Raw genomic sequence first — 10902 nt, forward strand, 5'->3', positions numbered from 1 at the left:
GGTCTTCTGCTGGGTACCGATGTGGACACCGGCAGCCAGATAGTCTTCAACCGGGATGAGCAGGTCGGCGTCTTCGTCGGGCATAACGTCCTCGTCGAAGGCCGGTTCCGGCTCTTCCGTTTCTTCTGCCTCGGCAGCCTCGTCGGCCGCCTCGGCGGTCTCTACTGTCTCGTCTTCGGTGGCGGCCTCGTCGGTGCCCGTCTCGGCGACCGCTTCGGTCTCCGTCTCGGGTTCCTCGTCGGCGACCTCCACCGCGTCGTTTTCGTTGTCGCTCATACTGCGTCGTCCGCGATGCGGATGAGTTCGTTCAGTTTGGCGGTTCGCTCGCCTTGCACCGTGCCAGTCTTGATGAACGGCGCGTCGGTGGCGACGGCGAGGTGTGCGATGGTCGTATCTTCCGTCTCACCGGAGCGGTGAGAGATGACGGCGTCCATCCCGTTTCGGGCCGCCAGTTCGACGGCATCGAATGCGTCGGTCAGCGTCCCGATCTGGTTCGGCTTGATGAGAATGGAGTTCGCGGCGCCCACGTCGATGCCGTCCTGCAGGCGGTCGACGTTGGTGACGAACAGGTCGTCACCACAGATGAGCGTGCGGTCGCCCACACGGTCTGTGAGTTCCGCGAATCCCTCGTAGTCGTTCTCGTCGAGGGGGTCTTCGACGTAGACGAGGTCGTACTCGTCAACCATCTCGGCGACGTAGTCGATCTGCTCGTCGGTCGTTTTCGTCTCGTCACCGTAGTGGTAGACGCCATCTTCGAACATTTCGGACGCCGCGATGTCGAGTCCGAAGCGAATCTCGAAGCCGAGTTCGTCCTCGACATCGGAGACGGCTTCAGCCATAATCTCGAACGCGTCGGCGTCGGAAACGGCGGGTGCCCATGCACCCTCGTCGCCCTTTGCGGCGGGCACGTCGCGCTCATCGAGAATCTCGGATGCGCGGGCGTGGACCTTCGCGTTGGCGAAGACGGCCTCGGAGACGCTCGGCGCACCGACCGGTGCGGCGAGGAACTCCTGGATGTTCGTCGCTTCCTTGGCGTGTTCACCGCCACCGATGACGTTCCCGAGCGGCGTCGGGAAGTTGTCGCCGCGGAACGCACCGCCGAGGTGCTGGTACAGAGGTGCACCGAGCACGTCGGCACCGGCCTTTGCGGCCGCCATCGAGATTGCGACAGCACTGTTTGCGCCGATTTCCGAGAAGTTCTCGGAACCGTCGGCAGCGCGCAGTGCGGCATCGACCTCACGCTGGTTGCCCGCGTGGACTTCGCCCACGAGTCGGGGAACAGCGTGTCGTCGTGCAGCAGCGATGGCTTCGGTCGGCGGCAGTTCGATTGCCTCGTACTCGCCAGTAGATGCACCACTTGGGGCCGCAGCACGACCGAACCCACCGGATTCGGTGAGAACGTCGGCTTCGACCGTCGGGTTTCCACGGGAGTCGAGCACGCGGCGCAGAGATACGGATGTGATTCGAGTCATGTTGTCACTTGCCCTCTCGTTTTACGGTGAACGGAAGTACACCTGCGTCGTACTCCTCAGCGGCGATTAGTATAGGTTCGGTCTGCTCAGTCTCCACGAGCACAGGTGCGCCGTAGGAGACCTGCAGCGCTCGCGCGCCGAGGATGCGGGCTTTCTCGTATCGGTTGTACCGTTGTATCATTGATAGGGTGACACGACGTCCACGAGGTCTTTGTGCGACACCATCATCCGCCGGCAGCAGGCACGGGTGACACCGAGGTCGTCGAGGACATCTGCGGGGTCCTCGTCACCGTCGCGAGCACGGGCCTTGAATTCGTCCCAGTGTTCGCCAATCACTGTGCCGCAGGTGAAACACCGGACGGGAATCATCATGGTTAGATCACCTCAGCGGTAGGATTTCTGGTAACGAGCGCGTGCGCCTGGTCCGCCCCACTTCTTGGGTTCGGACTGACGAACGTCGTTGACCAGCAGCGAACGGTCGAACTCCATGTACGCGTCGCGAAGCTCCGCGTCGTTCAGGTACTGCACCAGGCCACGAGCGAGCGCGGTGCGGACTGCGTCGGCCTGACCGGCCACGCCGCCGCCGTTGACGCTCACGTCGATGTCGACCTGCGAGCGGAGGTCCTCGCCTGCAATGCGGAAGGGTTCCAGCATCTTCAGACGGGCCATCTCCGGCTCGACCAGCTCGACCGGCTGGGAGTTGATACGGACTCGACCTTCACCCTCGCGCACGGTGGCGCGAGCGATTGCAGTCTTCTTTTTACCGGACGTGTTCGTTACCATGTGACGTTAGCACCCAGCTTCTCGGAAACTTCTCCGAGCGAGATGAACTTGATGTTCGAAAGGCGGTCCAGCGAGGTGTCTTCGAGCATCTCGCCGTCTTCGTCGTACGGATTGCCGACGTAGACGCGGACGTTCGAAAGTGCCTCGCGACCGCGGGGCTTCTTGTACGGGAGCATGCCGCGAATAGCACGCTTGAAGATTCGGTCGGGACGCTTCGGGTAGTAGGGACCCTGGTCCGACCCAACTTCGACGCGCTTGCGGAACTTACCCATCACGTCCTCTTCCGAGCCCGTGATGACGGTGTCTTCCGCGTTGACGACGGCGACTGTCTCGCCTGCGAGGACGCGCTGTGCGACCTCCGAGGAGACACGACCCATAATGCAGTTTCGGGCGTTAACAACGACATCTGCGTCGAATTCGGCGAAACTCATCGGATCACCCGTACGTTGGAACCATCGGGGTTCTGTTCTGCGAGTTGTTCTAGTGTCACGACATCGCCGACCTGCTCGATCTTCGTTCGAGCGGTGGACGAGAAGTCCACGGCCGCGACTGTGACGTTCTTCTGCAGCACACCGCTACCCAGCACCTTGCCGGGCACGACGACGGTCTCGTCTTCCTGGGCGTATCGTTCGATACGACCGAGGTTGACTTCCGCGTGGGTGCGCCGTGGCTTTTCGAGACGGTCCGCGACATCCTGCCAGACGTTGGCACCGGACTCACGCGAGACCGCCTTCAGCTCGGCGATGAGACTCTTGAGTCTCGGGTTCGTCTTACTCATTGTCTACCTCCAGAGAGAAAGCGGAGTGCAGGGAGCAGGATTTGAACCTGCGGACTCCTATGAGACAGCGCCCTGAACGCTGCGCCGTTGGCCAGACTTGGCTATCCCTGCAAGCATTCCGCTGTACTTCATGCCCCGTAAAAACACCTTCGGTCCGACCCGGTGCCGCGAGAGTGTCGCACGCCACGCTATCGGTGGCTGCGGCTGCTCTCGGGGTGGGCGAACGTCGGTGTTGAGACGGGGCAGTATTCATTCTTACAGTGCGACCTTCTCTTCGAGCTCGGCTGCGCGGTCACCTAAGGAGGCGACAGAGCGCTTCACGAGCTCGTCGACGGTGAAGGAACCGTCCGTCTCCACACTGAAGACGAACGCTCCCGGCACGTCGTGCACTTCGACCTCTTTGCCGGGGTACCGCTTCGTCAGGTCGTTACCGAACTCGTCTGTGACCACGAGGTCGCCGTCTTCGGCGTCCTCGTCGTCCGCGTGTTCTGCCGCGGCCTCTTCGATGACGCCACGGAGAATGTTCGGCTCTTGTTCCTCGAACTCGCCAGCATCGCCGACGACCTCCACGCGTTGGAGGTGTCGGTAGCCGACGGCGACCCCGCCTTGATTCTTGGCGTGGTCTTTTCCGTAACCAAGGACGGCGTCAGCCTCGAATTCGAGGCGCTGGCCCTCCTTCAGCTCGATGATTGGGATGTTCTCGTCCGCAGGAACGACCATTTCGTCCGCGGATTCGATGTCCCCAGAGTATGCGGTTGCCGGCCCATCGACTTCGAGCGCGACGGTGACAGTGTCACCTGGCTCGAACTCGTCGAGGGGCGTGGTCAACGGAACCAGACCGAGACGAAGCCCTATCATCTCGTCGAACATGACCGATGTGTTCTCCACGAACCGAACGGTGTCGATAGAGAACGTCGGCACGTCGGCGACCATCGCCCGGCGAATGCCGTTGGCTAGTGCCGGGGTCAGACCGTTCACGACGAAACGGGCGCGTCGGTCCTCGCGTTCGATGAACTCGACCTCGAAGTCGTTTGCCATGGTGATTTAGAGTCGGCTGTTTTTGGGCGCGCGAGTTCCGTCGTGCGGAATCGGCGTCACGTCCTCGATGCGACCGATTTCGAGACCGGCGCGAGCGAGGGCGCGAATCGTTGCCTGTGCACCGGGTCCGGGGCTTTTGTTCTGGTTTCCACCAGGACCACGGACGCGGACGTGCAGACCCGAGATGCCAGCCGCCTTGATCTGGTCGGCGACGCTCTCTGCCATCTGCATGGCCGCATACGGGGATGCCTCGTCACGGTTCTGCTTGACGACGGAACCACCGGACGATTTGACAATCGTCTCGGCGCCCGTGATGTCAGTGACCGTGATGAGCGTGTTGTTGAACGATGCGTGGACGTGGGCGATGCCCCACTTGTCACCAGTTTCAGATTCGCTCATTCTTGGGCCTCCGCGCGCTCAGGGTGCAGTTCGTCCGAGAGCTTCGACGTCTCGTCGAAAGCCACGGTGTCCTCTTCGTCAACTTCGACCTTGCGGGACGGAACAGTCGTTCGAGCGCCGCCAACGGTCACGTGACCGTGGGAAATGAACTGACGTGCCTGCTGCGGAGTCTGTGCGAGACCCTTGCGGTAGGCAATCGTCTGGAACCGTCGCTCGAGAATGTCCGTTACGTCGAGACGCAGCGTCTGGGAAATGTCGTCTTCCGTAGACAGAATCCCGTAGCGGCGCAGACGTGCCATGAACTCGGCACCAAGCGCCTCGGCTTCTTCGACGTCACCCTGGGCCTGACCGAGAAGGCTCCGTGCCTCACGGCGGATGTTACGCAGTTCGGACTGCGCACGCCAGAGTTCCTCTTTGTTCTTGAGACCATACCGAGAGAGGAGGTCCGCTTCCTGAGCGATGCGCTCGCCCTGGAACGGGTGGTTGGGCGTCTCGTAGAACTTTGTGTTGTTGCCCGTTGTCATTCTTCTTGCGCCTCTTTGATCTCCTCGACGTTGACACCGATGGTGCCTTCGGTACGTCCAGTGGACTTCGTCCGCTGGCCGCGAACCTTCTGGCCGCGCTGGTGTCGAACGCCCTTGTAGGAGCTGATCATCTTCATGCGGTTGATGTCATGCCGCCGCTTCTCTTCGAGGTCCGAACCCGTGATGTGGTTGGTCTCTCCGGAGAAGAAGTCCTTCTGCCGGTTTGCCATCCACTCAGGTACGTGGTCCTCGAAGTTCTCGACGACACCGACAACGGAGTCGATCTCGTCTTCGGGAAGCTTACCGAACAGCGCCGTTCGGTCCACTTCCGCGGCGTCGGCGATGATGCGCGCTGCGCGCTTGCCGATACCCTTCATGTCCGTCAGACTGCGCTCTACCGTCTTCGTCCCGTCAAGGTCGGTCTGACCAATTCGGATGAAGTAACGGAGGTCCTCTTCCTCCTCCGGAGAGCCGTCCTGTGGTTCTTCTGCACTCATGACTTGGAGAGTCGTATTGTGAGCGTTGCGGCGGGGATTCGAACCCCGGGGGCTTGACGCCACTGAGTTAGCAACCCAGCGCCTTGGGCCAGGCTTGGCTACCGCAACACTGCGTTCGTGTTATTTTCGCCCATACGGACTCGGGGACTACATTCCCCTACAGCGATTGCATGCGTTACGAGACGGGGGCATTACTTAAACATCACGAAAGGGACCTCGCGTGTGACGCCGGGACACCGCCTGTTACGACCGAATTGTGGTGTGGTATGACAATTCACCAAAATCATAACTACTACAGTTACGTATTCCGGCCAATGAGTTCGACAGACTCGGCCAGCGCACCGACGAAGCCCGTTCGAATCGAGACAGTAGCTGAATTAGACGCCCTCGTCGACGAACACGACCGCGTCCTCCTCGACATTTACACGAAAGGGTGTACGCTGTGTCAGAGCATCGAGCCTGTCCTCGGGAACGTCGCAAAGGCGACCGACGTGGTCGTTGCGATGATTAACCCGCAGACGGACATGGCCGTCGCCGAGCAGTACACGATTCGGAGCGTTCCGACGCTACTGCTGTTCGAAGATGGAGCACTCGTCGACCGACTTGCAGACGGGTTTCAGGGAGCACAGGCTATCGTCGACTTCGTCGAACGGCCAGAGTAAGGGCGAGAGTAAGCAAACAAGAATGAGCGAGCGGGAATGAGCGAGCAAGAACGAGCGAGCAAGAACGAGCGAGCAGGACGAGCGAGCAAGAACGAGCGAGCAAGAACGAGCGAGCAGGACGAGCGAACGAGTGTCGGAGAAGGAAAGCAGCGGACAGAAACCGGATGTCAGGCGTCGAAGTCGCGTTGCTCTCTCGCCGCGTCTTCTGGGTGGCTTCCTTTCGGCATCACGTTGTCGAGAAGGAAGTACACTGATTCACGCATCATGTGTGCCGACTCGGGTCTCGTTCCTGTGATTCGAACGTCGAGACTCCGAAAGAGAAACGCCATCAAGTTCTCGGCCATGATTTCCGCATTCATCTCGCGGTAGTTCCCGGCATCCATCTCTCTCCTGATAAGCGCTGTGACGGTCTCGACCATGTGTGACTCCATGCGTCCGAACTTCTCGCGGTACGCCTCGTCGTGGATGGTCTGCGTGCGAAGCTCGAAGATGACTCGTTGGAACGGTTCTGCATCCTCGTGAAACGGCACTGCGGGTGGAATCGTATCGCACGTATCTGGCCCGTCTTCCGGGGGAAGAACGTACTCAACGAACTCTCGAAGCTCCGCGTCGGGGTCGTCCGCATCGGGGTCGATGCTCGCGACGAACAAGTCGATGATGTAGTCGAGAAACGCCAAGAGCAGTTCGTCTTTGTTCTCGTAGTGATAGTACAGGAGTGAGGTGCTTTTTTCGAACTCCGTGCCGATGTTCTTTATCGAAAGATCCGCGTAACCGTGCTTTGCGAGCGCTCTGAGCGTGGCGTCCATAATCGCCTGCTCGGTCTCGCTTCGCCCGGTGTCGATTCGTTCGTCGTCCATATTGTGTCCGTAGTAATTCAGTCGTCTATCGGTTCGTCGAGGCGGGTTGTACACCAGTGACAGAAGCCGAGGCCCGGGTCGACTTCGCGCCCGCACTGCGGGCAAGAGACCGTTTCTATGTCCTCATCGAGCATTTCAGCGCGGGTCGATTCGGCGACCTGCTTCATCCCGAGCAAGAATGCGTCGACCACGCTTACGAGATTCACCACGAGAAGAGGCAGGACATCCATGAGAGGCGGTACCGACCCACTGGTGATTAGCAATTCGCGCGCACTCTCAGGGACAAACAACAGGCCAACAGAGACAGCAAGCGCCATCCAGAGCAAGGCACGTCGCCAGCGCCGCAGGAAGAGGTGGCCAAACCCCATAATGGGGATACCGAGCACTGCGGCAATCAATGGACGAACCATTGCGCGTTTGGACATAGTTTGGTTCGGGTGGTTCTTGGTCATGTGAGTTCCGTTTGTAATGTGTCGTGTGGGGGTTGGAGTTCGGTTGGCGTGTGATTCACCGTGGGGCTGTTCTGCGGACGATTCGAGCGTATGGGCAGGGGTAAACGACCGGAGCCACCGTGCGCGTTGCAGGCGGCCGAGTCGAAAAAGGTTGTTTGGCGCGTGGTTCTGGCATAGTGGGGCTGTTTCAGGAGTGGTTCTGGTCGTGGGCTATCAGGGTGCTGTCGGAGTCGATTCGGTCTGCTGCGTCAGCTGTTCCCAGACCACGAGGGTCGGCGGCGTCACGACGAGCGCGGTGAGATACGAGTAGAAGATACTCAGTGCGGTCACGACGCCGAACTGTCCGAGGACGGGGGTGATTGCGATTGCGAGGACGCCGAGACCGGTCGTCGTCGTCAGCATACTCCCGGTCAGTGCGCCGCCAGTCCCGCTGACGGTCATGTGCAGCGCCTCGTTGAGGTTGGAGTCGTTGTACTCGTCGGCAAACCGGTGGACGACGTGGGCGGAGTAGTCGATACCCAACCCGATTGCAATCGAGAGGATGGTCGCCGTCAACGCGTTCAGCGGAATACCGAGATACCGCATCGACCCCGCGAGAAGCGCGAGCGAGACGACGATGGGAACGAGGTTGACCACGCCGAGCGTCCACTGTCCTTCGAGGAGCTGATAGATGAGAATCAAGAACAGTGCTGTCGCCAAGAGTGCGACCGTGAGGCTCTCGATAGCGGACATGAAGATAGTATCAGAGATGTCCTTGAACACGACCGTGCTTCCGGTCGCAGTGCCTTTCATGCGAAGCTCTTCTGCGACGTGTTTCCCGTCGGCGACGATGTCGTCCTGCGAGGCGTCGGCCTCGACCGTGTAGACAACGCGAGTCTTGCGGTAATCCTCGGTGATGTACGACGACGCCTGCCCGGAGACGGGCGAGGCGAGCAGTTCGTCGTATATCGTTTCGAGGTTGTCGTCGGGGACGCCGTTGCCGTCGGCGTCGTTCCGGTCGACGAGTGCCGCAAATTCGGGGTCCTGAGCCGCGTAGCTCTGGATGACCGTGATGATACTCTTCGATTCAGCACGGCGGTCCTCGGTGACGAACGAGTCGGGCGGACTCGTACCGGCGCGGTATAGCTCTTCCAGCGCGGAGTCCCGTCTCAGTTTCCCTTCGACGTAAATCGTCACGCTGTCGCCTTGCGTCGTTTCGAAGTTGTCTTCGAGGTAGTTCAGGTCCTTCGTAACGGTGTAGACGCCGGGTTTGAACGGCTCAGGGAGGTCTTGCAGATATGCGGGCTGTTCCTCCGGCGGGAGGAAGTCTTCCTGTGAGAACGTCGTATCGACGCCGGTCCCGTATGCACCCGCGACGACGGTCGTCAGCAGGATACCGACGAGGAACGCACGAGGTGCCTTGCGGCCGATGACGACACCGACAGAAAGCACCCGGGCGAGTAGCCCGCCTTCGTTGCCCAGCGGCGTCGACCCGAATTTGGGGACGTCATACTGCTCGCGAAGTTGGTCCGCATAGAGCTTCGCCGCCGGGAGGAACACCCCGAAGATGAGGAAGGTAAACAGGATACCGACCGCCGCGACGAGACCGAAGTCGCGGATGGGTGCGAGGTCGCTCGTGACGTTCGCGAGGAACCCGAGGACCGTCGTCCCGGTGACGATGAAGAACGCGATGGAGAGTTGTTTGACGGTCGTCCGCATCGACGGAACGGGGGAGATATCCTTCACGCGCTCTTCGCGGTAGCGGTTCACTGCGTGAAGCCCGAAGTCGATACCGACCGCCAAGAGAAGCGGCGGAACCGCGATGAGCATCTGGCTGAACGCGATATCTGCGAGACCCATGAACCCGAACGTCCAGATAACCGCCAAGAGAAGCGAGATAACCCCGAGTAGCAGGTCGATAGGGTCGCGGTACGCGATGACGAGGAACCCGAAGATGAGGAGCACCGCCGCGGGGACGACGAGCAACAGCGAGTCGGAAATGACGTTCCCCAACTCACTGGAGATGATACCGCTGCCGAACACGCGAATGTCGCTGTCGGCGACGGAGGTCATCGTCTGTATCTCTTCTTGGATACCGGTCATCGGACTCGTTCCCGAAGTCCCGGCGGTCGACGAGAGTCCGGGAACCTCGTGGCTGACGACGCCGATAGTCGAAGAGGCGCTGACGGATTCACGGTTGAAATCGTCGCTCAACAACGACGCAACCTGCGGGTTCGCAGTTGCCCGCTTGGCCGCGGCGCGGACTTCGCTCGGCGACGCCGATTCGAGCGCGTCAATCTGCTCGTCGAGCGTCTCCGCCGACGGGTCGAGCGTCTGAGCGACCGTCGATGCGACACTCGACGCGGAGGTGGTGCGAAGGCCGGGACGGTCCAAGACGCGCTCTTGGAGCCGCAACATGTCGAGCATCGCCGGTTTCGACAGCACGTTCTCGTCCCGTTGGATGAGTTGTGTACTCCCGGAACTCGTCTCGAACGTCGGGTTGAACTCACGGTTAACGTCATCGAGCGCTTCCTGTGCAGGCGAGTCCTCGGTGAACTGCGAGGTTCCGGCGTCGGTCGAGATATTCCCGAGACCGGCACCGAAGACGAGTGTCAGCACGAAGAACAGCGCGACGACTCTGCCGGGGTTCGTGACGATGTACTCGCCAAGGCGGTCGACGTACACTTCGTAGTCAATCATTGTGAGGGGAAAGTGGGGCGGTTAGCGGCGGTACCAGAGGAAGCCGACGATACCGAGCCCGACGATGAGGATGCCGCCAACGAGGGACATCGAGAGACCGCCACCACCCGACGAGTCGGTCACCTCGACGGGGACGGGATACTGCTCGGAGAGTTTCTGCTCGCCGTCCTCGTTCTCGTACTGGAAGTCGATGTCGAACGAGTAGGTCTTCAGGTTCGCCGAAGAGCTCGCGCTCAGTTCGACGGGAATCTCGGTCGATTCACCGGGAGCGAGTTCGTCGATGAAGGCGGTTTCGTCGGCGAGCGAAAGCGGACTGTCAGCGCTCGCCTCCGCGTCGATGTTACGGTACGTCTCGTCGCCGTTGTTGGTCACGACGAGCGTGACGACCTTCGAGCCACCCGCTTCGAGAGACCTGCTTTTCGGCGTCACGTCGAACAGGTTCTGTTTGTGCTTCACCTCGGCGTTCATCAGGAGCGACTTCGACTGCTGGGTGTCGCCGTTGGTGTTGCGGTACTCGACAACGTAGCTGAGTTGCCGCTGGCCGGCGTCGGCGGAGTCAGTCATCTCTACGGAAAACGAGAAGTCAGACGTGTCGCAGCCTTCGAGCGTTCCGGGTGCATACTCCGTCTCCTTGACGATCGGGTCATGGGACTTCGCGGAGACGACGAGTACGGCTTCTTGGGCGGTCTGTGGCCCGGCGTTAGTGCCGGTGCCATGGATGGTAGCCTCTCGACCGACGCGGAGTGTTCTGTCGTCTGCTT

15 protein-coding genes, 2 tRNA genes and 1 pseudogene are annotated in these 10902 nt (G+C 60.7%); 1 reads left to right on the forward strand and 17 read right to left on the reverse strand.

Annotation, left to right across the window (positions count from 1 at the left end):
* The 13 genes and pseudogenes from QT222_RS13825 to QT222_RS13885 form a co-directional block, all read right to left on the reverse strand.
* Positions 1-276, reverse strand: a pseudogene (locus QT222_RS13825) (30S ribosomal protein S2); the annotation flags it as partial.
* The gene (eno, locus tag QT222_RS13830; protein WP_004060262.1) at positions 273-1472 is read right to left on the reverse strand and encodes a phosphopyruvate hydratase; all 1200 of its coding nucleotides are present in this window, start codon (positions 1470-1472) and stop codon (positions 273-275) included. The gene eno and the pseudogene QT222_RS13825, both read right to left, overlap by 4 nt.
* A gap of 4 nt (positions 1473-1476) precedes the next feature.
* Positions 1477-1653 carry a DNA-directed RNA polymerase subunit K gene (locus tag QT222_RS13835; protein ID WP_004060263.1) on the reverse strand — a complete coding sequence of 59 codons (177 nt, stop codon included), beginning with the start codon at positions 1651-1653 and terminating at the stop codon, positions 1477-1479.
* Positions 1650-1844 carry a DNA-directed RNA polymerase subunit N gene (locus tag QT222_RS13840; protein WP_004060264.1) on the reverse strand — a complete coding sequence of 65 codons (195 nt, stop codon included), beginning with the start codon at positions 1842-1844 and terminating at the stop codon, positions 1650-1652. The genes QT222_RS13835 and QT222_RS13840 overlap by 4 nt, the downstream gene beginning before the upstream one ends.
* A 12-nt stretch (positions 1845-1856) precedes the next feature.
* Positions 1857-2255, reverse strand: coding sequence for a 30S ribosomal protein S9 (locus tag QT222_RS13845; protein WP_004060265.1), 399 nt, complete (start codon positions 2253-2255; stop codon positions 1857-1859).
* Complete coding sequence (locus tag QT222_RS13850) at positions 2249-2686, reverse strand: 50S ribosomal protein L13 (protein ID WP_004060266.1); 438 nt, start codon at positions 2684-2686, stop codon at positions 2249-2251. Before QT222_RS13850 ends, QT222_RS13845 begins: the two co-directional genes overlap by 7 nt.
* Positions 2683-3033, reverse strand: coding sequence for a 50S ribosomal protein L18e (locus QT222_RS13855; RefSeq protein WP_004060267.1), 351 nt, complete (start codon positions 3031-3033; stop codon positions 2683-2685). The genes QT222_RS13850 and QT222_RS13855 overlap by 4 nt, the downstream gene beginning before the upstream one ends.
* Positions 3034-3059: 26 nt before the next feature.
* Positions 3060-3144 (reverse strand) — tRNA-Leu (locus tag QT222_RS13860).
* A gap of 144 nt (positions 3145-3288) precedes the next feature.
* The gene (locus QT222_RS13865; RefSeq protein WP_004060268.1) at positions 3289-4071 is read right to left on the reverse strand and encodes a DNA-directed RNA polymerase subunit D; all 783 of its coding nucleotides are present in this window, start codon (positions 4069-4071) and stop codon (positions 3289-3291) included.
* A gap of 6 nt (positions 4072-4077) precedes the next feature.
* Positions 4078-4470 (reverse strand): 30S ribosomal protein S11, encoded by a 393-nt coding sequence (locus tag QT222_RS13870; RefSeq protein ID WP_004060269.1) that lies wholly within the window; start codon positions 4468-4470, stop codon positions 4078-4080.
* On the reverse strand, positions 4467-4994 hold the full coding sequence (locus QT222_RS13875) for a 30S ribosomal protein S4 (protein ID WP_004060270.1): 528 nt from the start codon (positions 4992-4994) through the stop codon (positions 4467-4469). Before QT222_RS13875 ends, QT222_RS13870 begins: the two co-directional genes overlap by 4 nt.
* Positions 4991-5491 carry a 30S ribosomal protein S13 gene (locus QT222_RS13880; RefSeq protein WP_004060271.1) on the reverse strand — a complete coding sequence of 167 codons (501 nt, stop codon included), beginning with the start codon at positions 5489-5491 and terminating at the stop codon, positions 4991-4993. The genes QT222_RS13875 and QT222_RS13880 overlap by 4 nt, the downstream gene beginning before the upstream one ends.
* Positions 5492-5514: 23 nt before the next feature.
* Positions 5515-5599: transfer RNA gene (locus tag QT222_RS13885), tRNA-Ser, on the reverse strand.
* Between the two features lie 206 nt (positions 5600-5805).
* On the opposite strand from QT222_RS13885, the gene QT222_RS13890 reads away from it, so the two are divergent.
* On the forward strand, positions 5806-6153 hold the full coding sequence (locus QT222_RS13890; RefSeq protein ID WP_004060272.1) for a thioredoxin family protein: 348 nt from the start codon (positions 5806-5808) through the stop codon (positions 6151-6153).
* 167 nt (positions 6154-6320) lie between these two features.
* Here the strand turns inward: QT222_RS13890 and QT222_RS13895 are convergent, their stop codons facing one another.
* From QT222_RS13895 to QT222_RS13910, 4 genes are all read right to left on the reverse strand, one after another.
* On the reverse strand, positions 6321-7010 hold the full coding sequence (locus QT222_RS13895; RefSeq protein WP_491477501.1) for a TetR/AcrR family transcriptional regulator: 690 nt from the start codon (positions 7008-7010) through the stop codon (positions 6321-6323).
* Positions 7011-7027: 17 nt separating this feature from the next.
* A complete protein-coding gene (locus QT222_RS13900; protein ID WP_491477502.1) occupies positions 7028-7435 on the reverse strand; it encodes a DUF7575 domain-containing protein in 408 nt (135 codons plus the stop codon).
* Positions 7436-7675: 240 nt separating this feature from the next.
* Positions 7676-10141: an efflux RND transporter permease subunit gene (locus tag QT222_RS13905; RefSeq protein WP_491477503.1), complete on the reverse strand. Its 2466-nt coding sequence runs from the start codon at positions 10139-10141 to the stop codon at positions 7676-7678.
* 21 nt (positions 10142-10162) lie between these two features.
* On the reverse strand, positions 10163-10902 hold a 740-nt coding region (locus QT222_RS13910; protein ID WP_491477504.1), incomplete at its 5' end, for a COG1361 S-layer family protein.

Source organism: Haloferax sp. s1 (assembly GCF_058382125.1).

What these genes read in the sequence shown, in the direction of transcription:
- QT222_RS13905 (WP_491477503.1), bottom strand. Translation starts at nt 10,141, where the DNA reads ATGATTGACTACGAAGTGTACGTCGACCGCCTTGGCGAGTACATCGTC.
- eno (WP_004060262.1), bottom strand. Translation starts at nt 1,472, where the DNA reads ATGACTCGAATCACATCCGTATCTCTGCGCCGCGTGCTCGACTCCCGT.
- QT222_RS13840 (WP_004060264.1), bottom strand. Translation starts at nt 1,844, where the DNA reads ATGATGATTCCCGTCCGGTGTTTCACCTGCGGCACAGTGATTGGCGAA.
- QT222_RS13850 (WP_004060266.1), bottom strand. Translation starts at nt 2,686, where the DNA reads ATGAGTTTCGCCGAATTCGACGCAGATGTCGTTGTTAACGCCCGAAAC.
- QT222_RS13900 (WP_491477502.1), bottom strand. Translation starts at nt 7,435, where the DNA reads ATGTCCAAACGCGCAATGGTTCGTCCATTGATTGCCGCAGTGCTCGGT.
- QT222_RS13880 (WP_004060271.1), bottom strand. Translation starts at nt 5,491, where the DNA reads ATGAGTGCAGAAGAACCACAGGACGGCTCTCCGGAGGAGGAAGAGGAC.
- QT222_RS13890 (WP_004060272.1), top strand. Translation starts at nt 5,806, where the DNA reads ATGAGTTCGACAGACTCGGCCAGCGCACCGACGAAGCCCGTTCGAATC.
- QT222_RS13835 (WP_004060263.1), bottom strand. Translation starts at nt 1,653, where the DNA reads ATGATACAACGGTACAACCGATACGAGAAAGCCCGCATCCTCGGCGCG.
- QT222_RS13870 (WP_004060269.1), bottom strand. Translation starts at nt 4,470, where the DNA reads ATGAGCGAATCTGAAACTGGTGACAAGTGGGGCATCGCCCACGTCCAC.
- QT222_RS13855 (WP_004060267.1), bottom strand. Translation starts at nt 3,033, where the DNA reads ATGAGTAAGACGAACCCGAGACTCAAGAGTCTCATCGCCGAGCTGAAG.
- QT222_RS13845 (WP_004060265.1), bottom strand. Translation starts at nt 2,255, where the DNA reads ATGGTAACGAACACGTCCGGTAAAAAGAAGACTGCAATCGCTCGCGCC.
- QT222_RS13875 (WP_004060270.1), bottom strand. Translation starts at nt 4,994, where the DNA reads ATGACAACGGGCAACAACACAAAGTTCTACGAGACGCCCAACCACCCG.
- QT222_RS13865 (WP_004060268.1), bottom strand. Translation starts at nt 4,071, where the DNA reads ATGGCAAACGACTTCGAGGTCGAGTTCATCGAACGCGAGGACCGACGC.
- QT222_RS13895 (WP_491477501.1), bottom strand. Translation starts at nt 7,010, where the DNA reads ATGGACGACGAACGAATCGACACCGGGCGAAGCGAGACCGAGCAGGCG.